The sequence below is a fragment of the Streptomyces sp. NBC_01445 genome (assembly GCF_035918235.1).
In the GTDB taxonomy this organism is placed as follows: Bacteria; Actinomycetota; Actinomycetes; order Streptomycetales; family Streptomycetaceae; genus Streptomyces.
The window spans coordinates 1,668,050-1,693,803 of the sequence record NZ_CP109485.1; the positions used below are offsets into that span (position 1 = coordinate 1,668,050).

Below are 25,754 nucleotides of genomic sequence, written 5' to 3' on the forward strand. Positions count from 1 at the left end.
GGCGGCCGTCCGCACATGATCCATGGGGGGTTCGGGTGGGTTCGCGCAGGCTGCTGTCGTTGTCGGACGCGTTGGTGCTGCTCGGCGCCGATCCGCCGCGCCTCGCGGCGCTCGACCGGTCGCTCGGCGGGGTGCTGGCCGTGGCGACGGGCGGTGTGAGCGACGGAATCCTCCGTATCGCGGACGCGCGGGGCCGGATCCTGGGGCTCGGCCGTGACGCGGTGCGCGGGGTCGGGGCGCGGCTCAGGGCGGCGGACGGGCGGGTCGAGCGGGGCGAGGTGCTGCGGGCCGCACACACGGTCGTCGTGGTCCTCGGCTGGTTCGAGGCGCTCGCGGAGCAGGACCTTCCGTTCTCCCTCGACGCGGTGCGCATGACCCGCGGCGAGCAGTTGTCGCTGGTCGGGGCCGGGGAACCGGACGCCGGTTTCGCGCGGGCCCTCGCCGCGGTGGACGCACCGTTCCCTGCGCCGCACCTCGCGCCGGAGGACGTGGCGCGGGAGCTCCGCGACTGGTACACGGCCCTGTCCCGGCGCTTTGTGCGGTTCGTGGCGGGCCTCGCGGTGTGGGACACGCTCACACCGGCGGGGCGGGATGCGGCGGAGCGGACCCTGACGGGTGCGCTGCCGGGTGCGGCGTGTGTCCACTATGACAGTCTGTACGCCCAACTCGCCCAACAGGCACCCGAGTTCGGGTTCTGGGCCACGTTGACCGAACACCGGGCGACGCGGGCCGGTGTCCGGCGGGCCCTCGCGGGGATCGAGGCGCTGCTGGCCGGTACGGCGTCGCACGCGCGGCCGCCCGTAGATGTCGCGGCCGCCCTGGCCCGCTCCCACGAGGCAGCGCTCTCCCGTCCGGTGCTGGACGCGGCGTCGGCGCCCGACGGCATCCGCGTACCGGCCCTGGAGGAGATGTATCTGGACCCGGACTTCCGGGTGCGGCCGGTGGCCGGGCAGCACGGGCCCGCCGACGAGGCGTGGTGGGAACGGGCCCCGGTGCGCGAGGACCTGACCCGGTATCTCGCCGGGGCGCTGACCTCGGCAGGACAGGAGCGGACCCCCCTGCTGGTGCTCGGGCAGCCCGGCGCAGGCAAGTCCGTCCTGACGCGGGTACTCGCGGCGCGGCTCCCCGCGGCAGGATTCCTGCCGGTGCGGGTGCCGCTGCGCGACGTACGCGCCGAGGACGATCTCCAGGAGCAGATCGAGCAGGCGGTGCGGGCCGCGACCGGCGAGCGCGTCACATGGCCCGATCTGGTCCGCTCGGCCGGGGGCGCGGTCCCGGTGCTCCTGCTCGACGGGTTCGACGAGCTGCTGCAGACGACCGGGGTGCACCACAACGACTTCCTGGTCCGCGTGGCCCGCTTCCAGGAGCGCGAGTCGGAACAGGGCCGTCCCCTGCTGGCCCTGGTGACCAGCCGCACGTCCGTCGCCGACCGCGCGCGCTACCCGGACGGCATGGTGGCGCTGCGCCTCGAGCCGTTCCGCGCCGCGCAGATCCAGCAGTGGCTCGCGGTGTGGAACGACGCCAACGCGGCCGGGTTCGCGGCGAGGAGCCTGCGCCCGCTGTCGTGGGAGGTGGTGTCGCGGCACGCGGCGCTCGCGGCGCAGCCGCTGCTCCTGACGATGCTGGCCCTGTACGACGTGGCGGGCAACGGCCTGCAGCGCGACGGCGGCGAACCGCTGGACGAGGCCGACCTGTACGAGGAGCTCCTGTTCTCCTTCGCGCGCCGTGAGGTCGGCAAGACGAGCGGGGACGCCGTGCCCGACGACCTCCTGCGCGAGCGCGCCGAGCTGGAGATGCAGCGCCTGTCCCTGGTCGCGTTCGCCCTGCTCAACCGGCGCCGTCAGTGGGTCTCGGCGGCCGAGCTCGAAGAGGATCTGGCCGCGCTCCTGGGCCGCTCGTCCCCCGGGGCCTCCGGGTTCCGCACGCCGCTCGGCGCGGCCGAGGTCGCGCTCGGCCGGTTCTACTTCGTGCAGCGCGCCCAGTCGGTGCGCGACGGCCTGGTCCTCGCGACGTACGAGTTCCTGCACGCCACGTTCGGCGAATATCTGGCGGTGCGGCTCGCGCTGCACGTACTGAGCGCGCTCGTACAGAACCGGCCCGCCCTCGCCCTCGGCGACCAGCGCGTGGACGACGATCTGGCGTACGCCCTGCTCTCGTACGCGCCCCTGTCCGGGCGCCAGATGCTGCGGTTCGCCGGCGCGATGGCGGCGCGGATGGATTCGGCCGAGCGGGACAGGCTCAGCCGCGTCCTGATCCGCGTACTCGACCAGCACGAGACCCGCACCGGTGACCAGCACCCCGCCTACCGGCCCGCGACGCTGAGGGTCGCGTCGCGGCACGGCCTCTACGGCGCCAATCTCGTCCTGGTCATCCTGCTGCTGACGGGCGGCACCACGGCCGCCGAGCTGTTCCCCGGCTCGGCGAACCCGGTCAGTGCCTGGCACCGGCACGCCCTGTTGTGGCGTTCGGCGCTCAACGAGGAGCAGTGGACGGACTTCGCGCTGTCGATGACCCTGCACCGGTCCTGGGACGCCGACGGCCGTCGCACGCTCGACGTCACGCCGCGGCACGGCGCGCCCGCACCGCCGGACCCGGTCGACGCGAACTGGCTCTACCGCTACCCGCGCGGGCACGGCGGGCCCGGCTGGTCCCGGCCCTACTGGGACGAGATCTGGCACAAGATGGAGGTGTCCGGCGGGACGAACGACTCCGTCGTGCGGCACGTCATGGACCCGGTGTTCGCGTGGCTGGGCCCTTCCGTGACCACGTTCGTGGCCACGGAAGGGGAGCCGGCCACCTCGCTCGCGCACGACCTCCTGCACCTCCTGCTCAGCGGCGGCGTGGAACTGACCGACACCGAGCTGGAATTGACGTACCGCCGGGTGCTGCGCGGCATGGAGGCCCTGCCGGGCAGCCACGTCCATCGCGTCACGGCGCTGCTGGCCACCGCCGCGGCGCGGGACGACGCGCGGCTGCCGGCGGACCTGCGGAGCGAGATCTACTCGTTCACGCGGTAGATCAGCTCCGCGCCCTGCCGTACACCTCGACCTCCGCCATGTTCAACTCGACGGGCTTCTCGCTCGCCAGCCACACCCGCACATAGCGGCCGTGTGCCGTCACCGGGATCGCCGTCGGGCCGCCGGCCTGCGCGGTCTCGTGGTGGGACCACACGCCGGGCTTGGTCAGCTGGTCGGCGAGGGTGCCGGTGAAGGGCTCGTCGGAGACCAGGACGTAGTAGTCCTTGGTGCGGTCCGCGCAGCAGTCGCTGCGGTTGTAGACGTCGACTCGCTCCAGGTCGGCGACGGAGCCGAGGTCGACCTGCCACCAGGGCTGTGCCTCCTTGCCGCTGGTGGTCGAGAAGTTGAAGCGGTCGCCGTCGGCCGCCTTGGCCGCGCCGTACGGGAACTCGCCGTCCGAGGCGTAGTCCGAGCTCTGCTTCGTGTCCTTGTTCAGGGCGAGCTGCCGCAGCGGCTCGAGGCCCTTCGAGGCGTCGTGCAGGTCCTGGACCTGGCTGACGAAGTCGCCGAGGAACGGGTCGGCGATCTTCACGGGTCCGGGCTGGTGGTGCTCGGCCGGGTCGATGGTGATGTGCGAGGCGGCGTCGGCCGCCTTCTCCATCGCGGCGCGCTCGTCGGCCGCCTTGTCCGCGTCATGGGCGTCGATGGCCTTCAGCGCGGCGAGGCCGTGCCCGAGGGCCTTGCCCCACAGCGCGGTGGAGTCCAGCCAGGGCCCGGCGTCGTGCAGGAACTGCTGGTCGGGCACGCCGGCGCGGAGGACCGCCGGGATGCGCCCGATGTTCGCCGCGGTCGGCGCGAAGGCGCGGATCGCGGCCGTCGGGTCACTCTCGTACGCCTTCCAGAACTTCTCGAGCTGCGCGCTGAGGATCGGCGACTGCGGCTGCCACGGCTTGGCGCCGAACGTCGGTGCCATGTGGTTGAGGTCGACGAAGGTCTGTACGGCGTCGGCGACGCGCGGGTCCCCGCCGGCCAGGTGCAGCGCGGACTGACGGGCGGAGCGGGTGCGGTCGTAACCGCGGTCGTTCCACGAGAAGTCGGACATGGTGAAGACGGCGAGCTTGCTGGCCGCCTCCTGGTTCATCGGGTTGGAGACGAGGCCGCTGAGGTGCTCGGAGAGGCCGGGCTCACGCTTGTCGTAGGGGGCGAGAAGGAGGCGTCCCGAGGTCCGCCCGAAGTCGTTGACCGGATAGTTGTCCCAGACGAACACCTTGCGCCCGAACAGCTCGGACGCCTTCTGCGCCTGGTCGTTGGTGATCTCCGGCGGGACGACGTCCGTGCCGGTCCACATGACCTCGATGTTCTTGTCGAGGTTCCCGCGGATCTCCTGCTTGTACGCGGTGTCGGTGAGGTCGCCGTACTCGGTGGGCACCATCTGGAGCGGGTTGGCGCCGTCGTGGGTCGCGATGAAGTCCTGCTGGACGGTGTTGAGCAGACCGACCTGGGCCTTCGCGGCGGGGCCGCGCCCCGGGGCGCCGAACTTCTGCTGGTCGGCGTCGCAGTTCCACTTGGTGTAGCTGATGTCGTCGAGCGGCACGGAGAACGAGCGCACGCCCAGGTCGTAGAGCGCCTGGAGCTTCGCGGTGAGGGCCTTCACGTCGGCCGGGTCCGAGTAGCAGACCGAGCCGCCCGGCGAGACGGCGAAGGTGAAGCGGACGTGGTTGGCGCGGGCCCGGTCGACGAGCGTGCCGAGCTGGGCGAGCTTGTCCGCCGGGTACGGCTCGCGCCACTTGTCGCGGTGGTACGGGTCGTCCTTGGGCGCGTACACATAGGTGTTGGACTTGACCTCACCGAGGAAGTCCATCTGGTCCAGGCGCTCCGCCTCCGTCCAGGGCGGTCCGTAGAAGCCCTCGATGGAGCCGCGCAGCCGCATGGACGGGAAGTCGGAGACGGACGCCCCCGCGATCTTGCCCTTGGTGACGAGCTGTCTGAACGTCTGGGCCGCGTAGAACTGGCCGGTCGCGTCGGTGCCGCCGAGCGCTGCGGTCCGTCCGGCGACGCGCACGGCGTAGCCCTCGTCCTGGGTGGGGACGTCGGTGCCGCGCAGGGCTTTCGCCACGTCGGGGCGGGTGGCCGGGCCGAGGAGCAGGGTCAGGGGCGCGTGCCCCGACGCCTTGGTGCGGACGTCGACGTGGCGGACTCCGTGGGCGCGCAGGGTGGCGGTGAGGAGGTCGCGGGCGGGTTTGTCGGTGGTGTCGCCGACGACGAGTTCGGCGCGCGACGGCAGGGCGACGTCGGCTCCGGTGCGGGTCATGTGCTGCGGGGTCGGCGAGACGACGGGCAGGCGGTGGTCCGGCGCGTGCGCCGATACGGGCGGGACGGCCGCGGCGGACGCGGCGACGAGCAGGGTGGCGACGGAACAGGCGTGCAGGGCTCTTCGGGCTGTCATGGGGCTCTGCCTCCGTGATATCGGGTCAGGGGGGTGGAGTGCGGGGGTGTCAGTCGCGGGTGTGTTCGCGGTACAGGTCGAGTTCGCCGTCGAGTTCGAGGGCGACGACCGTGCACAGGGGGTCGAGCTGGTCGTCGGTGACGTACAGGTACTCCCAGCCGGGCACCTCGCCGAGCCCGCCGACGCGCTCGTGGCGGACGTCCGTGCCGGACCCGAGGACCCGCGCCGAGCGGACGGCGTTGCGGACGCCGCGCAGCACGACGTACTCGTTGGGCCGGTCGAAGAGGAACAGGTAGAGGGTGCGGCGGTCTGCGGAGAGGGCGGAGGGGCCGTAGAAGTGGCCGTGGGGCAGGCCGCGCACGGTGTCGCGGACGGCGGGCCGGTGTCCGGCGATCCACTCGCCGAGCGCTTCGAGGCGCTCGGCCTGCACGGGCGGGATCGTGCCGTCGGCCTTCGGGCCCACGGCGAGCAGGAGGTTGCCTCCTCCGCCGACGGTCTCGGCGAAGACGCGGACCAGTTGACGGGGCGACTTGTGGTGGTCGTCCTGCGGCTGGAAGCCCCATGAGTCGTTGACGGTGAGGCAGAGCTCCCAGGGGCCCTTCGGCGGCTCGACGGGCACGCCCTGTTCAGGTGTCGCGTAGTCGCCGTGTCCGGTGAGGCGTCCGTTGACGACGGTGTGTGGGCTCAACTCCTTGATGAGTGCGGCGAGTTCGGCCATGTGCCACTGTTCCGGGCTGCGTTCCCACTCGCCGTCGAACCAGAGCAGGTCCGGCTGGAAGAGCCCGAGGAGCTCGCGGACCTGGGCGCGGTGGAAGGCGAGGAAGGCGTCCCAGCGCTCGGGTGACTCGTCACCGACGGCGGGCATCGAGTACGGGTTGCCGCGGTCGTCGGGGTCCTGCCCGTCCGGCCGGACCGTGGCGTAGTCCGGGTGGGACCAGTCGAGGTGCGAGTAGTACAGGCCGACCTTGAGACCGCGGCGGCGCAGCGCGTCCACGTACGGGGTGATGAGGTCGCGGGCGGCCGGGGTCCGCTTGACGACGGACAGGTCGTTCGCCTGCGTGTCCCACAGAGCGACCCCGTCGTGGTGCTTGGCGGTGAGGACCGCGTACGCGGCGCCCGCCTCGACGAACAGGTCGGCCCAGGCGTCCGGGTCCCACTTCTGGGCGTCGAACCCGTCGAGCTGCGCCATGTAGGTGTCGTACGGGACCTGCCCGTTGAAGAAGGACCAGGACTCGGCGACGCCGTCGACGCTGTAGATCCCCCAGTGCAGGAAGATGCCGAGCTTTCCGTCCGTGAACCAGGGCTGCATCATCGGTAGTTCTCCTCGTCGTAGCTCCAGCAGTGCACCCACTGTCCGTCGTCGAAATGTGTGCGCGGCGGGAACGCCGTGGCGCACACGGGTTTCGCGAGCGGGCAGCGCGGGTGGAAGCGGCAGCCCGCCGGCGGGTCGACGAGGCTCGGTGGTTCGCCGAGGGTCTCCTCGTCGTCGACGACCTCGGGCTCGTCGAGAATCCCTCCGTCGCGGTCGGGGTCGGGCGCGGACTCCAGGAGGAGCCGGGTGTACGGGTGCCTGGGCTGCTCCACGACCGTGTCGGCGGGCCCCGACTCCACGAGCTGGCCCGCGTACAGGACCTTGATCTCGTCGGCGAAGTAGCGGGCACCCGCGATGTCGTGGGTGATGTAGAGGATCGCGAGGCCCTCGTCGTCACGGAGCGTGCCGAGCAGGTTCAGGATGTCGAGGCGGATCGACACGTCGAGCATCGAGACGGGCTCGTCACCGAGGAGGACCTTCGGGCGCGCCGCCAGGGCACGTGCGATGGCGACGCGCTGGCGCTGGCCGCCGGACAGCTCGTGCGGGAACTTGTCGATGAACTGGTCGGCGGGGGTGAGGTTGACGCGGTTGAGGAGGTCGAGGATCTGCCGCTCGAGCTCCGCGCGCCCGGAGGCGTGGCCGTGCAGCTGGAGGGGGCGGCTGAGGATGTAGCGCAGGCGGTGCACGGGGCTGAGAGAGGAGAAGGGGTCCTGGAAGATCATCTGGACCTGGCGGTAGTACGCGCGTTTGGCGCGGGCCGTGCGGGCCTGCCTGACGGGGGCGCCGTCGAGGCGGATCTCGCCCTCGGTGGGCGGGTAGGCGAGGGCGAGCATGCGGGCGAGCGTGGACTTGCCGCTGCCGCTCTCGCCGACGAGTGCGGTGATGCGGCCGGCGTGCAGGGCGAGGCTGGTCGGCTCGACGGCGTGCACCTCCTTGCCGTGCCCGCCGGGCCCGTGCAGCGGGAACCGCTTGACGACGTCGCGTGCTTCGAGGACGGGTTCAGCGGGTGCGGGCATGGTGGTCCTCCTCGCCGCGTACGGTCTGATGCAGATGGCACGCGGCCTCACCGGCGCCGAGGGTGAGGAGCGGCGGGGTCGCCTTGTCGCAGGGTTCGAAGCGGCGGGCGCAGCGCGGGTGGAAGGCGCATCCCGCGGGCAGGGTGCGCAGTCCGGGCGGGGAGCCGGGGATGCCGGTGATCTCGCGGCGCGGCCCGTGCAGCGGCGGGAAGGCGCCGCGCAGGGCCTCGGTGTACGGGTGCTGCGGGTCGGTGTAGAGCTGCCGTGCGGGTCCGGTCTCGACGACCTTGCCCGCGTACATCACGGCGATCCGGTCGGCGATCTCGATGAGCAGGGACAGGTCGTGCGTGATGAACACGACGGAGAACCCCAACTCCCTTTTGAGGCGGGCGACTTGGCGCAGGATCTGGCGTTGCATCACCACGTCGACGGCGGTGGTCGGCTCGTCCATGACGACGAGGTCGGGCTCGCAGGCGAGGGCCAGGGCGATCGTGGCGCGCTGGCGCATGCCGCCTGACAGCTCATGGGCGTACGAGCGCAGCCGGTCGGCGGGGATGCCGACCATGGCGAGCAGTTCTCCTGCCCGCTCCCAGGCCTCCCGCTTGGAGAGGCGGCCGTGGCGGCGGAGGACGTCGGCGAACTGGTTGCCCAGGCGCAGGACGGGGTTGAGGGCGTTCATCGCGCTCTGGAAGACGATCGCGATGTTCTCCCAGCGCAGATCCGCCAGTTGACGTTCGGTCAGGCGCAGGACGTCGATGCTCTGGGTGCCGTCGTGGCCGTGGAAGACGACCGAGCCTGCGGTCGTGACGGCCGGGGGCCGCTCGAGCCGGGTGATGGCGGTGACGAGGGTGGACTTGCCGCAGCCGCTCTCCCCGACGATGCCGAGGGTTTCACCTCGGAGCAGGTCGAGGTCGACGCCGCTCACGGCGTGTACGGGGTCCGCCTTGTCGAAGTAGTCGACGTGGAGGCCACGGACGGTGAGCAGGGGGGTGCGGTCCTCGCTTCGACGAACCGTGTCCTGCTTCGAGATCGATGAGTGCGGCGTGCCGCTGCTGCTCATGACGCGGCCTCCTGAACAGGTGCGGGCTTCCCGGCCGTGGCCTTGGCCGCGGAGCCGCCGGCTGCCGCGTGCAGCCGGGCGGCGCGGGCCCGGGCGCGTACCTCTTTGGAGGGCTTGCGGAGCCGGGGATTGGATATTTCGTCGATTCCGAAGTTGATCAGGCCCGCGGCGACCCCGATCAGGGCGATGCACGCGCCCGGTGGCACGAACCACCACCAGGCGCCTCGGGTCAGGGCGCCTGCGTTCTGCGCCCAGTAGAGCATCGAGCCCCAGCTCGTGATGTTGATGTTGCCGAGCCCCATGAAGGAGAGGCCGGCGTCCGCGAACATCGAGCCGACGACCGCGCCCAGGAAGCTCACGGAGATGATCGGCGCGAGCGAGGGGATCAGCTCGCGGGTGATGACACCCCACCTGCTCTCCCCCGTCATCTCGGCCGCGGACACGAAGTCCCGGTGCCGGAGAGACAGTGTCTGCGCCCGCTTCTGCCGCGCGCCCCACGGCCAGGCCGTGAGCCCGATGACCAGGGCCACGGTGAGCCAGCCGCCGCGTCCCTGCACATAGCTCGCCACGATGATCAGCAGCGGCATGCCGGGGATGACGAGGCAGACGTTGGTGGCGGCGGTCAGGAAGGAGTCTGCGCGCCCGCCGAGATAGCCCCCCGCGACCCCGACGAGGACGGAGAGCGTGGTGGTGATGACGCCCGCCACGAGCCCGACGAGCAACGAGATCCTGCTGCCTACGACGAGCTGCGCGAAGACGTCCTCGCCAGTGGCGGTGGTACCCAACAGGTGCTCTGCGGAGGGGAGTTCCATGGCCTGCGCGGTGTCGACGTCACTGGGCGAGAGACCCATCACGTTCTGCACGACGAACGGGCCGAGCAGGGCGAGGAGCGCGAAGAAGACGAAGATCGCGATCCCGATGCGGACCTTGGGGTTCGGGGGCAGCTTCAGGCGGCGCAGGCTGTGCTTTCTGTGGACCGACGCACTCATGAGCGGGTCTCCCTCGCACGCGGGTCGATCAGCCCGTACACGGAGTCCGCGATGAAGTTCGCGGCGAGGACGGAGAGCGAGACGATCAGGAACAGGGCCTGCATCAGCGGGTAGTCGACACTGGAGACCGCCTGGTAGAGGAGGTATCCGACGCCCGGATAGGCGAAGACGATCTCCACGAGGAGTTGCCCGCTGACGACGGTCCCGATGGTGAGCGCGAACCCGGCGACGCTCGGCAGGACGGCGTTGCGGGCGGCGTACTGGAACATCACGCGCGCCTTGGACAGTCCCTTGGCGCGCGCGAGCAGCACATAGTCCTCGGAGACGGTCGTGACCATCATGTTCCGCATGCCGACGAGCCACCCCCCGACCGATGCCATCACCATCGTGAGCGCCGGAAGGATGCCGTGCTGCAGGACGCTGGCCAGGAACGGCCCGTTGAAGCCGGGCAGCATGTCGCCGTCGTACCCGCCGCTGGTCGGCAGCCAGCTGAGCTGCACCCCGAAGACGAGGACGAGGATCAGGGCGACCCAGAAGAACGGCAGCGACCCCATGAACATGGACGCGGGCGTCATGAACGAGTCGAAACGCGACCCCACGCGGGAGCCCGACACGACGCCGGCGGCGGTGCCGAGGACGAAGGACAGGACGGAGGTGAGGCCGACCAGGCCGACTGTCCAGGGCAGCCCGGTGCGGATCACTTCCCACACGGGAGTGGGGTAATAGGCCACGGATATACCGAAGTTGAAATGCAGGACCTGGTTCAGATACGTGACGTACTGGTCCCAGAGCGGCTCCCCCGGCGTCCCGAACAGGCGGTAGATGGCGTGCACCTGGTCGCCGGAGAGCGTCTGCTTCTGCTGCATCTGCGCGATGAGGGCGGAGGCGGGGTCGCCCGGCATCAGGCGTGGGATGAGGAAGTTGAGGGTGACGGCCAGGGCGGCGGCCACGGCGTAGAAGCCCAGTCGCCGCAGGAAGTAGCGGGCGGTGCCGAGCCTGGCGCTCCTGAGGCGGCGGCCGGGCCGGAGCTCGACGGCGGTGGCGTCCACCGAGCCGAGGGCGGGAACGGTCATGGCGTCGTCAGCCCTTCGCGGGGCGCAGGTTGAGCAGAATGCTCATGGAGTCGATCCCGCCGGCCCAGGGCGCGGGCTGCGCGTACGGGTTCTTCGCGGTCGGCCAGCCGGTCCAGTTCTTGCTGTTGTACTCGCTGGAGACACCGATGGTGATCAGCGGTGCGGCGGGCACGTCGTCGACCATCATTCCCTCGAGCTCGGCGGAGATCCTCTTGATCTCGGCCTGGTCGCCGGTCTCACCCAGCTCCTTGATGAGCGCGTCGGCCTTCTTGCTCTTGTAGTGGCCGTAGTTGGTCCACACGCCCGCGTTCCCGCTCCAGAGCATGTCCTTGAAGTAGTTGTACGGGGTGGAGTAGTACACCGCGCCGCCGATCAGGACGTCGAAGTCGCCCTTCTTGCGCTTGACGTCGAGCTGCGAGGCGTCGGTCGGCTTGACCGACACGTTCACACCCGCCTTCTCCAGCTGGCTGGCCACGACCTTGTCGAACTGGACGGCGTCGCCCCAGGTGGAGACCTCGATGATGGTGAAGGTGAGCTGCTTGCCGCTGCCGTCGACCAGCTTGCCGTTCTTCCTCGTGTAACCGGCCTTCTCGAACTCGGCCAGGGACTTGGCGAGTTCTGCCTTGGGCTGCTCGGCATCCTTGTACTTGGCGTCGATCCACTTGCCCTGAGTCCTGGAGTCCAGGCCGGTCAGGTTGAGCGTGTTGAACATGCCCGGGTTGGTGATGCCGAGCAGCTGGGTGCGGTCGACAGCCAGGGAGAGGGCGCGGCGTACATGCACATCGGTGAACGGTTTCTTCGTGTGGTTGAAGAACATGTACTGCCCGCCGTACGTGGGGTACCAGGCGTGGTGGTTCTTCGGGTCCTTGGAGATGTACTGCTTCTGCACGTCGGGCACGACCCCGCCGCTCCACTCCAGCTCCCCGCTGAGCAGCTTGGGCACCTCGGCAGCCTGGGTGATGACGGGCGCCTTGACCGTCTTGACCGGGATGTCCTTCTGCTTCCAGTAGTTGGCACGGGCCTGGAAGGTGAGCTGCTGGGCGCTGTACTGCCCGAGCTTGTAGGGGCCCGAGCCGACCGGGTTCGGGTTGGTGTACGTCTTGCCGTTCCTGCCCTGCCACTCCTTCTTCGGTACGGGGGTGATCCCGCCGATGGAGTCGAGCTTCGAGTAGGCGGGCTTGTCGAAGGTGATCTCGAGCGTGTGGTCGTCGGCCGCCGTCGCCTTCTTGTAGTCGAAGGCCCAGCTCGGGGGCAGCTTGTTGTCCCGTACGTAGTCCATCGTGAAGACCACGTCGGCGGCGGTGAGCTTGGAGCCGTCCGACCAGTTGGCGCGCTTGTCGAGGTCGATGGTGATCTTCTTGCCGCCGTCGGACCAGGTGTACTTGGTGCCGAGCCACGGCTTGAACTCGCCGCCCTTGAGGATGTTGAAGTCGAAGAGGGCCTCGTACTGGAAGCCGAAGGTGCCCTGCGACGCGGTCAGGGAGAACGGGTTGAAGTTCCGGGTGATGGTGGTGCCCGAGAAGCCCAGGTTCGCGGTGAGGGACGAGGCGCCCGCCCCTCCGGACGCCGTGGGCGTGGCCGAGCAGCCGGTCGCGGCGAGCGCGAGGGCGAGTGCCCCGAGGGTGCCGGTTCTGATCCCGTGGGTGCGGGACCGGCTCGTGGGGGTGGTGGCGTGCGTGCGCTTCATGGGGTTCATGGGGACCTGAAACCTCCGGGACGAGGGGTCGACATCGTTGTCCGAGCGGCGTTGCGTGTGGGGGGCGGCGCAGACGGTGGGTCCGGTTCAGGGCGCGGCGGCGGTGCTGCCGCGCTGTTCGAGATGAGGCAGTTCGTCCTCGACGCGCAGGGCCGGTCCGCCGTCGAGCAGGGCGAGCAGTTCCTCCGCCGCCCGTCGGCCGAAGGCTGTCGTGTCGCGGACGAGCGCGGTCAGCGAGGGGTGCGCGGTGCGGCACAGGACGGAGTCGTCCCAGGCCACGATGGAGAGCCGGTCCGGCACGAGGATGCCACGCCCGGCGGCGACGGCGAGCCCGGCGACGGCCAGGACGTCGTTGTCGTAGACGATCGCCGTCGGCGGGGCGTCGGACGCGAGGACGCGGCGTGTGACCTCGGCGCCCTCGGTGTCCGAGTAGTCCGTCGTGATCGACCGGACGTCGGTGAGGCCGCGCCGCTCCGCCTCGGTGCGCAGCGACTGGATGCGGCGCCGGGTGTGAGCGAGTTCGGGCAGGCCCGCGATGTGCACGATCCTGCGGTGTCCGAGGCCGTGCAGATGGCTCACGATGGACGCCATGGCGCGGGCGTCGTCGGCCCACAGGTTGGAGATGCCGGGGTGTCCGGTGCCGTCGTCGCCGGGCGGCAGCGAGCCGATGACGACGGCCGGCAGGCCGAGTTCGTCCAGGAGCGGCGGCCGGGGGTCGTCCGCCCGCGGGTCGACGACGAGGACGCCGTCCACGCGGCGCTCCGCCCACCAGCGCCGGTAGGCGTCGCACTCCGCGGAGAGGTCCTCGACGACCTGGAACAGCAGACCGAGGCGGCGCCTGGCGAGGACCTCCTGGATGCCGGAGACGAGCTGGAGGAAGAACGACTCGACGCCGAGCGTGCTGGCCGGGCGGGCCAGCACGAGGCCGACCGTGGCCACGCCCTCGCCCGACAGGGCTCGCGCCGCCGCGCTCGGCCGCCAGCCCAGCTGGTCGGCGACGCGGCGGACCCGGTCCCGAGTGGCTTCCGAGACACCGGGCCTGCCGTTGAGCGCGAAGGAGACGGCGCTCTCGGACACGCCCGAGCGCAGCGCGATGTCCTTGATGGTGGGGCGTCTGGCGGGGGTACGCCGCATGGCTTGGCTCCTGGATCCGCTTCGCCGGACGGTTCGCACGGCTGGCTAAAGCGCTTGAGTTCGGTGGAGACTAAAGCGCTAAAGCCGCCCCGGCAAGAGGGCTCGTAAAAATCTTCTGGAACTGCGCAAAGGGTGGATGGGAGCAAGGAGTTGAGGGCAGACTGCCCGGGATTCGATTCCGATAGCCGGGAGTCCGCGATGCGTTTCGGCGCCAACTACACGCCCAGCCAGGGGTGGTTCCACCACTGGCTCGACTTCGACCTCGACGCCGTGCGCGCCGACCTGGACGCGATCGCCGCGCTGGGCCTCGACCATGTGCGCGTGTTCCCGCTGTGGCCCGTCTTCCAGCCCAATCGCTCCCTGATCAGACCGCGGGCGGTCGAGCAGCTGGTGGCGCTCGCGGACGCGGCCGGCGAGCGCGGCCTCGATGTCAACGTGGACGGGCTCCAGGGGCACCTGTCGAGTTTCGACTTCCTGCCCGCGTGGACGCGGACCTGGCACCGCCGCAATATCTTCACCGATCCGGACGTCGTCTCGGCCCAGGAGGACTATCTCCGGACGCTCGCCTCCGCGCTCGCCGACCGGCCGAACTTCCTGGGAATGACGATCGGCAACGAGATCGCGCAGTTCGCGGCGGGCCCTCCGCATCCGGACCCGGACCGCATCACCCCCGAGCAGGCCGGGAGTTGGCTGGAGCGGGTGCTCGCCGCGTGCGAGGAGGGGGCGCCGGGGCTGCCACATCTGCACGCCGAGTACGACGCCTCCTGGTACCAGGACGACCAGCCGTTCACCCCGGCGCACGCGGCGCGGCTCGGCGCGATGACGGCGGTGCACTCGTGGGTGTTCAACGGCACGGCGCAGCGCCACGGCCGCAGCGGCCCGGCGACCTCCGGGCATGCCGCGTATCTGGTCGAGCTGTCGAAGGCGTGGGCGCTCGACCCACGGCGGCCGGTGTGGCTCCAGGAGGTGGGCGCCCCGCAGCCGCTGATCCCGGCCGAGTACGCGGCCGAGTTCACGGAGGCCACCGTCGAGGCCGCCCTGGACTGCCCGGATCTGTGGGGCGTCACCTGGTGGTGCTCGCACGACGTCAGCCGCGACCTCGCCGACTTCCCCGAACTCGAGTACTCCCTGGGCCTGTTGACGAACGACGGCGAGGTGAAACCGGCCGGCAAGTCCGTGTCCGCGATCGCCGCCCAGTGGCGGGGGCGCGAGCACGCGCCGGCTCCGCGCACGACGGCCCTGGTCGTGGACGCGGGCGACGAGGACCGGGCCCCGCACCGCTCGGTGTGCGCACCGGGCGGGCCCGTCTTCGAGGCGTTCACGCGTCTGACGGCGGACGGGGCGCGTCCGACGACGGTCCTGGCGGGCCTCGCGGACGACGCGGGGCATCTCGCGTCGCGCGGGATCACCGAGGTCGTGACGGTTGACAACGTTGCCTGACGCTCGCATCCGCCCCTGAACCCGTCCCCGCCCCACCGGAGTTGACTCATGGCTGACGACCACGCCCCCGCGCGCCCGTACATGCACGGCTACGACGCCGCCGCGCTCAAGAGCTGGAGCCCCGGGACCGACCGCTGGGCGCGCCACTTCCGCTCACGCGTCCCGCTCGCGCCGCGCATCCCCCCGTTCCCCGCCACACAGGCGCACCCGGACCTGGCGACGGGCCCGCAGCTGATGAACCTGACCTACGACTACGACGACGCCTTCTTCACGGCCCGCAAGTACGGCGACGCGTTCGCGCGCCGCCTGCTGCGCTTTTGGCAGTACTCCGACTTCTACGGCTCCTGGCACGGCCTCCCCGTCGACGGCTCGCCCACGGAAGACCCCGCGCACGGCCTGGTCAACCTGCCCAACCCCGCCTACACCGACGCGGCCCATCGCAACGGCGTGCGCAGCCTGGGCTGCTGGTTCTGGCCTCGCTCCGGGGACTTCGAGGACTATCTGGAGCAGCGCCCCGACGGCTCGTTCCCCGTGGCCGACAAGCTGATCGAGATGGCCGCGTACTTCGGCTTCGACGGCTACTTCATCAACCACGAGGCCGAGACACCACCCGGCCAGGCGGCGCGCCTTTACGGCCTGCTGCGCTCACTGCGGGAGCGCGCCCCGGAGGGATTCCACCTCCAGTGGTACGACACGATCACACCGGACGGACACCTCGACTACCTCAACCACCTCAACGCGGACAACGCCCCCTGGCTCGACGTCTCCGACAGCTTCTTCGCGAACTACTGGATGACGCCTGAGGGCGTCGAGACGTCCCGTGCGACGGCCCTGAAGGTGGGCCGCGACCCCTACGCGACGGTCTTCCACGGCACGGAGAACGAGCAGTTCGGCTTCGACCCCGAGTACGATCCGCGGCTGCTGTTCCCGCCGGGGGAAGCGGCGCGCACGAGCTGGGCGCTGTTCGGCTCGCACTTCGTGAAGGAGCTGGCCCCTCGCCACGACGAACCGGACGCCCAGGACGCGGTGTTCCGGCGCGAGCGCCGCTACTGGTCCGGGCCGCACGAGGACCCCACCCGTAGCGGCCGCCTCCTCCTCCACGACCGACAGACGCCACGCGACCGGGACGACCACCGGGCGTGGGACGGCGTGGCGCACCACATCACCGAGCGGTCGGTCATCGGCTCGTTCCCGTTCGTCACCCGCTTCAACACCGGTCACGGACGCGCCTTCTTCCTCGACGGACGGCGGGCCTCGGACGACGACTGGCACAACGCGTCCGTCCAGGACGTGCTGCCGACCTGGCAGTTCTGGACGCGGGCAGAGGGTACGGGCGCAGCGGGTACCGGCGCACAAGGTACGGGCGCCGAGGGCACGGGCCCGGAGAGTGCAGGCGCCCCTCTGTCGGTCGCCTTCGACCACGAGCTCGCGTACGACGGCGGGTCCTCGCTGCTCATCTCCGGTCCGCTCGGGCCGGACGGCGCGACGACGGTGCGCCTCTACAAGACGGCGCTGGCTGTCACCGGGCCCGAGCGCCTCGCCGTGACCGCCCACGGCACGGACGGCGCGGATCTGGAGGTGGGGCTGCTGTTCCAGGACGCGCCCGACGCCTTCACCTGGCTCGCGGCCGGGTCGGCGGCGGGCTGGCACACGACGACGCACGGCCTCGGCCCCTTCCGGGGACGGACGATCGCGGCCGTCGGCCTGCGCGTGTCGTCCCGTCGGCCGACCCGCTGCGCGATACGGATCGGCGAACTCGCCCTGCTCGGAGCCGAGTTCCTAGCACCCGCCCCGCCCGAGGACTTCACGGTCGACGACGTGCTCACGGACGGAGACACGGCCCATGTCTTCCTGTCCTGGCACCTCGCCGGACACGGGGTCCACCACTACGACCTGCTGCGCGACGACGACGGGAGCTGGCTCGGCCGGATCTACGACGACGTGTACTGCGTGAGCCTTCCCTCGCCCGCCACGTCGGAGACCGTCACACGGCTGCGGCTCGTGGCGGTCGCGCCGGACGGGTCCCGGAGCACGCCCGCGACAGCGGAGGCCCGCTGGTCCTGTTGAGCACGTGTTGAGCTGTTGACTGATGCGACAGTTAGTAGCTCAATATGCCGACTGATCTGGATTAATGTATGGCCGCGTGTTGAGATCTGCTCAACACGCGGCTAAGGTCGTCGACCGTGGAGCACGGAGACGAGAACCGAGACGCGGTCGCCGCCCGGGTGCGGGAGGTGATCACCGCCGCCGGGGTGAGCCAGCGCGAGTTCGCCCGGCGGATCGTCATGGACCCCTCCAAGCTGTCCCGGTCCCTGAGCGGCACGCGCCGCTTCACGGCGGCCGAGCTGGCCCGGATCGCCGACGAGGGGCAGGTGGACGCGGGCCGGCTGCTCGGCGCGCGGCACCGGCCCCCGGCCCGCCCGGCGAACACCGCCGTCCCGGTCGAGGGCGGCCGCCCCTCGCAGATCGTGCGCGAGACGGTCCGACTGATCGCCGAGCGCGGCTTCCACGCCGTACGGGTCTCCGACATCGCCGAGGCCTGCGCGACCAGTACGGCCGCCATCCACTACCACTTCCCCGGCCGCGCGGAACTCCTCGAGGCGGCCGTGCGGTGGTGCATGGACGAGGACACCGCCCACCGGGCGGCGCGCATTGCCGACGCGGCCGATCCGGCCGACGAGCTGCGCCAGCTCATCGCGCTCCAGACGCCGCGCACCGCGCAGCAGCGCAGGCAGTGGGCGGTGTGGCTGGACCTGTGGGCCGAGGCGGCCCGCTCCACGGCGGTCGGCGACCTGCACGCCGAGTACTACCGGCAGTGGCGCGAGACCGTCGCCGACGTGGTGCGGCGCGGTGTCGCGCGGGGTTCGTTCAGGCCCGTCGACCCGGAGACGGCCGCGCTCGCGCTCACCGCCCTGATCGACGGCCTGGCCACCCAGGTGCTCGCCACGGCTCCCGGCGCCCCCGGCACCGACGCCGAAGCGATGCACACGGCGCTGCTCGCGTACGTCGACTGCACCCTGACCGCGCCCGCCCCTCAATGAACTGACTCTCCCTCACATCCCCCTGCCCCCAACGGCCTTCGGGCCCAAGGAGCGATGTCCGCATGCCCATGAACCAGGACGTCATCATCACCTGCGCCCTCACCGGCGCCGGCGACACCGTCCGCAAAAGCCCCCACGTACCGGTCACCCCCGAGCAGATAGCCCGCTCCGCGGTGGAGGCGGCGGACGCGGGCGCCGCCGAGGTCCACATCCACGTACGCGACCCCGAGACCGGAGCGCCCTCGCGCGACCCGCGGCTGTACCGCGAGGTCGTCGAGCGGATCAAGGAGACCGGTACCGACGTCGTCATCAACCTCACCGCCGGGATGGGCGGTGACCTGGTCATCGACCCGGACGAACCGCTCAAGCAGCTGCCCGGGACCGACCTCGTCGGCGGCCTCGAAAGGCTCCCGCACGTCGAGGACCTGCTCCCCGACATCTGCACCCTGGACTGCGGCTCCCTCAACTTCGGCGACGGCAGCAACCTCTACGTCTCCACCCCGGACATGCTCCGCGCGGGCGCCCGGCGCATCCAGGAGCTGGACGTACGGCCCGAGTTGGAGATCTTCGACACGGGTCACCTCTGGTTCGCCAAGCAGCTGCTCGCCGAGGGCCTGCTCGACGACCCGACCGTCTTCCAGCTCTGCATGGGCATCCCGTGGGGCGCGCCCGCCGACCCGGGCGTACTCCAGTCGATGGTCAACATGCTGCCTGAGGGCGCCCAGTGGGCGAGCTTCGCGCTGGGCCGGATGCAGATGCCGTGGGTCGCGCAGTCCGTCGTGCTCGGCGGGCACGTCCGCGTGGGCCTGGAGGACAACCTCTACCTCGGCAAGGGCGTCAAGGCCACCAACGCGCAGCTCGTCGAGCGCGCCGTGACGATCGTCGAGGCGATGGGCGCCCGCGTCGCCACCCCGGACGAGGCCCGCCAGAAGCTCGGCCTCAAGCCCCGAGGCCGGTCCGTCGCCCAGGAAGGAGCCGCCTGATCATGACCTCGACCGAACCCGAGAACGTACGCCGCGTCGCCTGTGTGGGCGCCGGGGTGATCGGCGGCGGCTGGGTCGCCCACTTCCTGGCCCGCGGCTACGACGTCACGGCCTGGGACCCGGCGCCGGATGCGGAGCTGCGGCTGCGCCGTCTCGTCGACGCCGCGTGGCCCGCGCTCACCCAGCTGGGCCTCGCGGACGGTGCGTCCACGGACCGTCTCACGGTGACGGCCACCCTCGAAGAGGCCGTGGCGGACGCCGAGTTCGTCCAGGAGAGCGCCCCGGAGAAGCTGGACCTCAAGCGCGACCTGCTGGCCCGCCTGGACGCCGCGACGCCGCCCGGAGTCGTCATCGCCTCGTCCACGTCGGGCTATCCGATGACGGACATGCAGACGGACGCGGAGGGTGCGGGCCGCCTCGTCGTGGGGCACCCGTTCAACCCGCCGTACCTCATCCCGCTGGTCGAGGTGGTCGGCGGCGAGCGGACCTCGGCCGAGGCGGTGGCCTGGTCCTCCCGCTTCTACGAGGTGGCGGGGAAGTCCGTCATCACCATGGACCGCGAGGTGCCCGGCTTCATCGCCAACCGCCTCCAGGAAGCGCTGTGGCGCGAGGCCCTGCACATGGTCGCCAACGGCGAGGCCACGGTGAAGGAGATCGACGACTCCATCACCGAAGGACCTGGCCTGCGCTGGGCGTTCATGGGCCCGATGCTGACGTTCGCACTCGCGGGCGGCGAGGGCGGCATGGCACACATGCTGGACCACTTCGGCCCCTCGCTGAAGTCGCCGTGGACCCGCCTCGAAGCCCCCGAGCTCGACAAGGCGCTGTACGAATCCGTGGTTGCCGGCTGCGACGACGCGGCGGCCGGGCGAACCATCGCCGACCTCGTGGCCGAGCGCGACCAGGGCGTCATCGACGTACTGCGCGCGACGGGCCGCCTGCCGGGCGCGCGAAAGGAGGCCGGCAAGTGACACCGCTGCCCCTGCTGCACAGCACCGTCCGCACCGAGTGGATCGACTACAACGGCCATATGAGCGAGGCGTTCTACGTCCTCGTCTTCGGCCACGCCACCGACGCCCTGATGATCGAGACGGGCCTGCACTCCGGGTACCGCGAGTCCACCGGCTGCTCCCTCTACACGGTCGAGTCCCACCTGCGCTATCTGCGCGACGTGCCGGAGGGAGCGACACTCGCCGTCCGCAGCCGGGTCCTGGGCGCCGCCGCCAAGAAGGCCCGCTTCACCCACGAGATGTACATGGTCGCGGCCCCGGGCACGGAACCCGCCGAGGACGCGCAGCCGGTCGCCACGACGGAGCTGCTCGCCGTGCATGTCGACCAGAAGGCGGGGCGCGCGGCGCCGTTCCCCGACGAGGTCCGCGAGCGCTTCACCGAGCTGACCGAGCCGCCGCCCGAGTGGGCGGGAAGGTCGATCGCGGTGGTGTAGGTCCGGGGTTCACTCATGACGGTGCCCGGCCTCCGGAGCGGGGCCGGGCACCGTCACCGCTGCCGCGGTGACGCGGATCCTCGGGGCGCGGCGCACCCGCCGGCCGATGAGGATGCCGGCGAGGACCAGGAGCAGGCCGCAGACCTGGCGCGCGGTGAGCGACTCCCCCGCGACCAGCGTGCCCAGGAGTACCCCGGTCACCGGGTTGAGCAGCCCGACGAGTCCGACCGTCGCGGCGGGCAGGTGGCGCAGGCCCGCGAACCAGGCGGCGAACGCGAGCGCCGTCGCCACGACGGTGACGTAGCCGAAGCCCAGGACGGCCGGCGCGTCGAGCGACGGCGGCGCCCCCTCCACCATCACGGCGAACGGCAGCAGCAGGAGGCCTCCGGCAATCAGCTGCCAGGACGTCGACGCGAGCAGGTCGGACGCGTGGCTCCAGCGCTTGGCGAGGATGTAGCCGAGGGACGACATGCCCATCGCCGCGACGGAGGCGAGCACTCCGAGAGGGTCGGCCGACGCGGCCCCGGTCAGCAGCATCAGACAGATGCCGGCGATCCCGACGGCGGCACCCACGAGGTGCGCCGGGCTGGGCCGTTCGGCGAGTAGCGCCCAGGCGATGGCCATCATGACCACCGGGGACGTCGCCATGATCGTCGAGGCGGTGCTCGTCGGCAGGAGTTGCGCCGCGACGTAGACCAGGGCGAAGAAGGCGCCCATGTTGAGGGCGCCGAGGACGAGGGACTTCCACCACCACGATCCGCGGGGCAGCTCGCGCCGGACCCCCAGGAGCAGCAGCCCGGCCGGGAGGGCTCTGAGCACCGCCCCGTAGAGCGGGTTCCCCGCGGGCAGGTAGGCGTGGGTGACGAAGTAGGTCGTTCCCCATGCCACGGGCGCGATCGCCGTGACCATCGTCCAGCGCCGAGTAGCTTCCATGGAAGGCATTATGTCTTCCATGGAAGCTATAGTGAAGTCATGCCCCCGGAACAGCCCCACGGGCCCCACCGCCCCGGTCAGCCCCTCGACCACATCGCCCGCATCCAGGCCGAGTGGGCCCGCGAGCGGCCGGACGTCGACGTCACCCCCCAGGGAGTCATCGGCCGTCTGCACCGCCTGGGCGCACTGCTCACCGAGCAGTTGCGCCTCGTCTACCGGCGATACGGCCTGAGCGAAGGAGAGTTCGACGTCCTGGCCGCGCTGCGCCGCGCCGGCGAGCCCTTCGAGCGGGCCCCCGGCGAGCTGGCCGCGCACACCATGGTCACGACCGGAGCGATGACGAAGCGGATCGACCGCCTCGAACGCGGCGGCCTCGTCACGCGCCGCCGCGCGGCGGGGGACGGCCGGGGCCGGGTGGTGGCCCTCACGCCCGCGGGCCGGGACCTGATCGACGACGCGTTCAGCGAGCACATGACCAACGAACGCCGCCTCCTGGACACTCTCGGCCCGGACGAGGCCGCGCACCTGGAATCCCTGCTCACCTCGTGGCTCGCCCGCGTGGAGCCGCCACGCGGCGCCTGACATCGGGGCCGCGCCGGCAACAGCCGCAGGCCGCACCGCCAAAGATCAGCCAACTCCGCTGGAAACCTGAATACTTGACGTCACGGAGTGCCTCCTGTGGCATTCTCGCTGCACTGATGCCCTGCAGATCACCGAGATACGAGGGAGCAGGGGGCCGTGACGGAGCACTCGGCAGTCACCGGCATGCGAGGGCGCGGAGGCATCGTCTCGCTCGTGGAGTCGACGCTCGCGCTCGACCGCGCCGCGGAGCGTCCGCTGACGATGCTGCTCGGGCCACGCGGCAGCGGCACCAGCGAGCTGCTGTGCGTCCTGATGGAGCAGTTCGGGACCCAGTACCCGTTCGGATACGTCAAGTTCACGTCGGGCCAGGAGCTGCTGCCGCGCTACGCCCTCGGCCTGCTCGCCCGGCAGCTGGCCCGGAATCTGCCGAGCTACCGGCACACCTCGTTCCCGCGTCTCGCCCTGGGGCTGCTCGCCTCCGACCAGAACCTTCCGCACCAGGCCCTCACCGGCGGACAGCGCGGTATCAGGGGCGCCCTCACGGACCTCGAGAAGAAGGCCAAGCACCAGCACGGCGACTATCTGGGTGCCTACCTGACGGTTGCCCAGGCCTCGATCGACGCACCCGAAGGGGCGAGCCGGAGCGCGCGTACGCTGCTCTCCGCGGCGACCGACACGTCCGCGCGGTCCTGGGCCGGGCGCTGGGACCACTCGGCCGCCGCCTGGTTCGGACAGCACCGCCTCACCCACAGCTCCGACCCCTGGGAGTCCCTGCTCGAACTCAACCGCTGGCGTCACCAGGGCGAGGAGCGCGACAAGCTCCGGCTCGACCAACTCCTGTGCGCGGCCTTCCTGGAAGACCTCCGCACCAGCGTCAAGGGGCCCTTCCGGCCGCGCTCGTACCTGCTGCTGCTCGACGAGACGCACACCGACCACGGCCGCGAGTTCCTCGATCTGCTGCTCCAGGCCCGGCACGACGACACGGTGCTCGGGCGCCGCCCGTGCGACCCGCTGTCCGTCGTCGCGGGCTGCAACCGGTGGCTGCCCCGCTGGGGTCCCGCGACCGGCGAGGAGTGGCCGTGGCAGCCGCGCGAGCCCGACCGGGCCTCTCTCGCCGACTGGCGCGAGCACCGCCCGTCCGGGGACGGCCAGGACACCTGGTGGTATCCGCTGCGCATGCGCGACCTCGACCGGGAGGAGGTGCGCATCCATGTAGAGCAGCAGCTCAACACGCACCCCGAGCTCGGTCCCTTCACCACGCTCGCGCCGTTCGTCCACCGGCTCACCGGCGGTCTGCCCAAGGCCGTCCAGCAGGTCTTCGAAGTGCTCGGCGGGCCGAACGTGCCCCAGGTGCCGGGCCCGCAGCAGAACCTCTGGCTGCGCGACCTGCCGCAGCGCACCGTGTCGGCCGGGGGACGCAAGCCGTTGCTCGTGGACGCCGCGCTCGACGACCTGCTCGCCGACTTCGACGCCGCGGACCGCGACCGCCTCGCCCAATGTGCCGCCGCCGACGACCTGTTCGTGGGCGCGCAGCTGCTCGGCCGCGGCGCGGAGCTGTTCACCGACATCCGCAGCCGCTGGCTGCTGAGCGCTCCCGGCACCCTGTCCCTCCATCCCTGGCTCCGGCGGATGCTGCTGTGGCACCTGGCCGGTCGGGCCGGGGCCTGGGACACCGCGCACGAGGTCCTCGCAGAGCATTACGCGAACGGGGAGCAGCGCGTTCAGGAGCTCTACCACCTTCTCGCGCTGGAGAAGGTGGACGAGGTCGCCGAGTACCTCGTGACCCTGCGCAACACGGCGCGGACGGAGGAGTGGCTCAGTGCCTTCCACGCCATCACCTCGGCACCCAACCGGCTCGCCCACCCCGGCGGCCCGCTGGAACTGCGGGCGCGGCTCGCGCCGTCCGACCCCGGCGACCAGGTGACCGTCCCCGCCGTGATCCGCGACCTGGTGGTGGCGCGCTGGCTGTGGAGCGACCCGCTCACGGATCCCGGCAGGCAGCTCAGCCCGGTCCTCGCCGACGGCTTCGTGCACCTGTCCCGACTGTGGAGGAACTACAACGTGGCTCTGGTCAACGAGGCGGAGCGCTACCGGCTCACGACACCCACCCGTACGTCGCCGATACTCGGGAGCGGGACATGAGCCCTCTGGCCTGGCCTCGGTGGCGCGAGTGGTCCTGGCGGACGGTGAAGCTGGTCGCGGCCGGCGTGGCGCTCGCGGTGGTGTTGTCCGTCGCCGGATTCGTGATCGTCGACAAGGTCTCGGAGGCCCGCGCCCGCTGCGCCGACGGCGTGACGCATGTGGACCCGGACCGGGAGTGCGTCGGCGTCACCGACGGCTCGTACACGTTCGCCGGACATCTCAAGCGGGTCGAGAAGAAGATCGAGGAGGAGAACAAGCGGGTCTACGACCACCGCGGCACGGATCCGTACGTGACCGTCGCCTACCTCACCTCCTTCACGGTCACCGACGACGACAGCAACTCCGAGGACTCCGTTCGGCACGAGCTCGAAGGCGCCTATCTCGCGCAGATCCGGCACAACACGGGCGACCTCGCCGCCTCCCCGAAGATCCGGCTGCTCGTCGCCAACACCGGTAGTGGGGCGCGCCATTGGGAGCACACCGTCGACGAGCTGATCGCCCGTAAGAGTGCTCCCGACCGGCTCGTCGCCGTGGCGGGCCTCGGTCCGAGCACCGGCCCGGACGTGGAGGCGCTGCGCAAGCTGTCGAAGAACGGCATCGCCACGGTCTCCAGCATCATGACGGCGACCGACATCAAAGGGATACAGGGTTTCGTGCGGGTCGCGCCGACCAACGCGGACGAGGCGCGGGCGGGCGCCGCGTACCTCAAGCGGCAGAAGAACAAGTACCGCACCGCCGTCGTCATCCAGGACGCCGACAAGGACGACCTCTACGCGTCCACCCTCGGTGACGCGTTCAGCGCGGAGTACCCGGACAAGAAGCACCGCCTCGTCGCGGACCGGATCACCTACGACTCCTCGGTTCCCTCGGCCTGGCCCAACGAACTCCACTACACCGCGGAGCAGTTGTGCGGCCAGCGGCCCGAAGTGGTCTACTTCGCGGGGCGTGGACGCCATCTGTCGCACTTCCTGAACGCGCTCGCCAACCGCACCTGCCAGTCGCGGAACTTCACCGTGCTCACCGGCGACGACACGACGAACCTGACACCCGGGGAACTCGCCGCCGCCGCGCGCACCGGCGTGACCATGCTCTACACGGGCCTCGCCCACGCGGACATGTGGCGCAACGACCCGGGCGCGGTCTCGGGACCGTCGGCCGGCAGCTTCCAGCCGGGCGGCACTCTCGACAAGTGGTTCCCCGGCGACGCCCGTTACGACGGCCAGGACATCATGGGTCACGACGCGGTGCTCACGGCTGCGCAGGCGATCCGGATGGCGTCCAACTGGCAGGGCGAGGTGACGGGGCGCTCGGTCGGCCGGATGTTCCTCCAGCTCGACGGGGACCGCAAGGTGCCCGGCGCGAGCGGCTTCCTGTCGTTCAAGGACAACGGGGACCCGCGTGACAAGGCGGTCCCGATCCTGCGGCTCACGCCGAAGGGCGAGTCGGAGCTGGTGGACGTGTCGGCGCCGGGGGGCGAACCGGCCACGGGCGGGTAGGCCCTCTCGC

19 protein-coding genes are annotated in these 25,754 nt (G+C 71.1%); 10 read left to right on the forward strand and 9 right to left on the reverse strand.

Translation table 11 applies throughout. From position 1 onward, the window contains the following. Window positions 1-35 precede the first annotated feature (35 nt). A complete protein-coding gene (locus OG574_RS07820) occupies window positions 36-3,017 on the forward strand; it encodes an NACHT domain-containing protein (protein ID WP_326772508.1) in 2,982 nt (993 codons plus the stop codon). A gap of 1 nt (window position 3,018) precedes the next feature. Here the strand turns inward: OG574_RS07820 and OG574_RS07825 are convergent, their stop codons facing one another. The 8 genes from OG574_RS07825 to OG574_RS07860 form a co-directional block, all read right to left on the reverse strand. Next, window positions 3,019-5,403, reverse strand: coding sequence for a beta-N-acetylglucosaminidase domain-containing protein (locus OG574_RS07825; protein WP_326772509.1), 2,385 nt, complete (start codon window positions 5,401-5,403; stop codon window positions 3,019-3,021). Between the two features lie 49 nt (window positions 5,404-5,452). Continuing rightward, window positions 5,453-6,712, reverse strand: a complete 1,260-nt coding sequence (locus OG574_RS07830) for an alpha-L-fucosidase (RefSeq protein ID WP_326778401.1) — start codon at window positions 6,710-6,712, stop codon at window positions 5,453-5,455. Further along, window positions 6,712-7,731, reverse strand: coding sequence for an ABC transporter ATP-binding protein (locus tag OG574_RS07835; RefSeq protein WP_326772510.1), 1,020 nt, complete (start codon window positions 7,729-7,731; stop codon window positions 6,712-6,714). Before OG574_RS07835 ends, OG574_RS07830 begins: the two co-directional genes overlap by 1 nt. Beyond that, on the reverse strand, window positions 7,715-8,791 hold the full coding sequence (locus OG574_RS07840; protein WP_326772511.1) for an ABC transporter ATP-binding protein: 1,077 nt from the start codon (window positions 8,789-8,791) through the stop codon (window positions 7,715-7,717). The genes OG574_RS07835 and OG574_RS07840 overlap by 17 nt, the downstream gene beginning before the upstream one ends. Then, entirely contained in the window at window positions 8,788-9,780 is a 993-nt protein-coding gene (locus OG574_RS07845; protein ID WP_326772512.1) for an ABC transporter permease, read from the reverse strand. Before OG574_RS07845 ends, OG574_RS07840 begins: the two co-directional genes overlap by 4 nt. Then, window positions 9,777-10,853 carry an ABC transporter permease gene (locus tag OG574_RS07850; protein ID WP_326772513.1) on the reverse strand — a complete coding sequence of 359 codons (1,077 nt, stop codon included), beginning with the start codon at window positions 10,851-10,853 and terminating at the stop codon, window positions 9,777-9,779. Before OG574_RS07850 ends, OG574_RS07845 begins: the two co-directional genes overlap by 4 nt. Window positions 10,854-10,860: 7 nt before the next feature. Next, complete coding sequence (locus OG574_RS07855; RefSeq protein WP_326772514.1) at window positions 10,861-12,540, reverse strand: ABC transporter substrate-binding protein; 1,680 nt, start codon at window positions 12,538-12,540, stop codon at window positions 10,861-10,863. Between the two features lie 96 nt (window positions 12,541-12,636). Next, on the reverse strand, window positions 12,637-13,683 hold the full coding sequence (locus OG574_RS07860) for a LacI family DNA-binding transcriptional regulator (protein ID WP_326772515.1): 1,047 nt from the start codon (window positions 13,681-13,683) through the stop codon (window positions 12,637-12,639). Window positions 13,684-13,881: 198 nt separating this feature from the next. On the opposite strand from OG574_RS07860, the gene OG574_RS07865 reads away from it, so the two are divergent. The 6 genes from OG574_RS07865 (at window position 13,882) to OG574_RS07890 (ending at window position 20,591) form a co-directional block, all read left to right on the forward strand. Further along, a complete protein-coding gene (locus tag OG574_RS07865; RefSeq protein WP_326772516.1) occupies window positions 13,882-15,123 on the forward strand; it encodes a glycoside hydrolase 5 family protein in 1,242 nt (413 codons plus the stop codon). Between the two features lie 48 nt (window positions 15,124-15,171). Next, complete coding sequence (locus OG574_RS07870) at window positions 15,172-17,190, forward strand: endo-beta-N-acetylglucosaminidase (RefSeq protein ID WP_326772517.1); 2,019 nt, start codon at window positions 15,172-15,174, stop codon at window positions 17,188-17,190. 116 nt (window positions 17,191-17,306) lie between these two features. Next, window positions 17,307-18,164: a TetR/AcrR family transcriptional regulator gene (locus OG574_RS07875; RefSeq protein ID WP_326772518.1), complete on the forward strand. Its 858-nt coding sequence runs from the start codon at window positions 17,307-17,309 to the stop codon at window positions 18,162-18,164. Between the two features lie 62 nt (window positions 18,165-18,226). After that, window positions 18,227-19,147: a 3-keto-5-aminohexanoate cleavage protein gene (locus OG574_RS07880; protein WP_326772519.1), complete on the forward strand. Its 921-nt coding sequence runs from the start codon at window positions 18,227-18,229 to the stop codon at window positions 19,145-19,147. Window positions 19,148-19,149: 2 nt separating this feature from the next. Then, the gene (locus OG574_RS07885; RefSeq protein ID WP_326772520.1) at window positions 19,150-20,118 is read left to right on the forward strand and encodes a 3-hydroxyacyl-CoA dehydrogenase NAD-binding domain-containing protein; all 969 of its coding nucleotides are present in this window, start codon (window positions 19,150-19,152) and stop codon (window positions 20,116-20,118) included. After that, window positions 20,115-20,591 carry a thioesterase family protein gene (locus OG574_RS07890; protein ID WP_326772521.1) on the forward strand — a complete coding sequence of 159 codons (477 nt, stop codon included), beginning with the start codon at window positions 20,115-20,117 and terminating at the stop codon, window positions 20,589-20,591. The genes OG574_RS07885 and OG574_RS07890 overlap by 4 nt, the downstream gene beginning before the upstream one ends. A 9-nt stretch (window positions 20,592-20,600) precedes the next feature. Here OG574_RS07890 and OG574_RS07895 read toward each other — a convergent pair whose 3' ends face one another. Beyond that, on the reverse strand, window positions 20,601-21,524 hold the full coding sequence (locus OG574_RS07895) for an EamA family transporter (RefSeq protein WP_326772522.1): 924 nt from the start codon (window positions 21,522-21,524) through the stop codon (window positions 20,601-20,603). 39 nt (window positions 21,525-21,563) lie between these two features. On the opposite strand from OG574_RS07895, the gene OG574_RS07900 reads away from it, so the two are divergent. The 3 genes from OG574_RS07900 to OG574_RS07910 all read left to right on the forward strand — a co-directional run bounded on the left by OG574_RS07900 (window position 21,564) and on the right by OG574_RS07910 (window position 25,744). Then, window positions 21,564-22,106, forward strand: a complete 543-nt coding sequence (locus OG574_RS07900; protein WP_326772523.1) for a MarR family winged helix-turn-helix transcriptional regulator — start codon at window positions 21,564-21,566, stop codon at window positions 22,104-22,106. Window positions 22,107-22,262: 156 nt separating this feature from the next. Next, window positions 22,263-24,248, forward strand: a complete 1,986-nt coding sequence (locus tag OG574_RS07905) for a hypothetical protein (RefSeq protein WP_326772524.1) — start codon at window positions 22,263-22,265, stop codon at window positions 24,246-24,248. Further along, the gene (locus tag OG574_RS07910; protein ID WP_326772525.1) at window positions 24,245-25,744 is read left to right on the forward strand and encodes a branched-chain amino acid ABC transporter substrate-binding protein; all 1,500 of its coding nucleotides are present in this window, start codon (window positions 24,245-24,247) and stop codon (window positions 25,742-25,744) included. The genes OG574_RS07905 and OG574_RS07910 overlap by 4 nt, the downstream gene beginning before the upstream one ends. The last annotated feature ends 10 nt before the right edge of the window (window positions 25,745-25,754 follow it).

Excerpts from the sequence above, each read along its gene's own strand:
- OG574_RS07855 (WP_326772514.1), bottom strand. The coding sequence starts at position 12,540 with ATGAAGCGCACGCACGCCACCACCCCCACGAGCCGGTCCCGCACCCAC.
- OG574_RS07860 (WP_326772515.1), bottom strand. The coding sequence starts at position 13,683 with ATGCGGCGTACCCCCGCCAGACGCCCCACCATCAAGGACATCGCGCTG.
- OG574_RS07830 (WP_326778401.1), bottom strand. The coding sequence starts at position 6,712 with ATGCAGCCCTGGTTCACGGACGGAAAGCTCGGCATCTTCCTGCACTGG.
- OG574_RS07865 (WP_326772516.1), top strand. The coding sequence starts at position 13,882 with ATGCGTTTCGGCGCCAACTACACGCCCAGCCAGGGGTGGTTCCACCAC.
- OG574_RS07870 (WP_326772517.1), top strand. The coding sequence starts at position 15,172 with ATGGCTGACGACCACGCCCCCGCGCGCCCGTACATGCACGGCTACGAC.
- OG574_RS07825 (WP_326772509.1), bottom strand. The coding sequence starts at position 5,403 with ATGACAGCCCGAAGAGCCCTGCACGCCTGTTCCGTCGCCACCCTGCTC.
- OG574_RS07885 (WP_326772520.1), top strand. The coding sequence starts at position 19,150 with ATGACCTCGACCGAACCCGAGAACGTACGCCGCGTCGCCTGTGTGGGC.
- OG574_RS07900 (WP_326772523.1), top strand. The coding sequence starts at position 21,564 with ATGCCCCCGGAACAGCCCCACGGGCCCCACCGCCCCGGTCAGCCCCTC.
- OG574_RS07895 (WP_326772522.1), bottom strand. The coding sequence starts at position 21,524 with ATGGAAGCTACTCGGCGCTGGACGATGGTCACGGCGATCGCGCCCGTG.
- OG574_RS07910 (WP_326772525.1), top strand. The coding sequence starts at position 24,245 with ATGAGCCCTCTGGCCTGGCCTCGGTGGCGCGAGTGGTCCTGGCGGACG.
- OG574_RS07845 (WP_326772512.1), bottom strand. The coding sequence starts at position 9,780 with ATGAGTGCGTCGGTCCACAGAAAGCACAGCCTGCGCCGCCTGAAGCTG.
- OG574_RS07850 (WP_326772513.1), bottom strand. The coding sequence starts at position 10,853 with ATGACCGTTCCCGCCCTCGGCTCGGTGGACGCCACCGCCGTCGAGCTC.
- OG574_RS07840 (WP_326772511.1), bottom strand. The coding sequence starts at position 8,791 with ATGAGCAGCAGCGGCACGCCGCACTCATCGATCTCGAAGCAGGACACG.
- OG574_RS07880 (WP_326772519.1), top strand. The coding sequence starts at position 18,227 with ATGCCCATGAACCAGGACGTCATCATCACCTGCGCCCTCACCGGCGCC.
- OG574_RS07835 (WP_326772510.1), bottom strand. The coding sequence starts at position 7,731 with ATGCCCGCACCCGCTGAACCCGTCCTCGAAGCACGCGACGTCGTCAAG.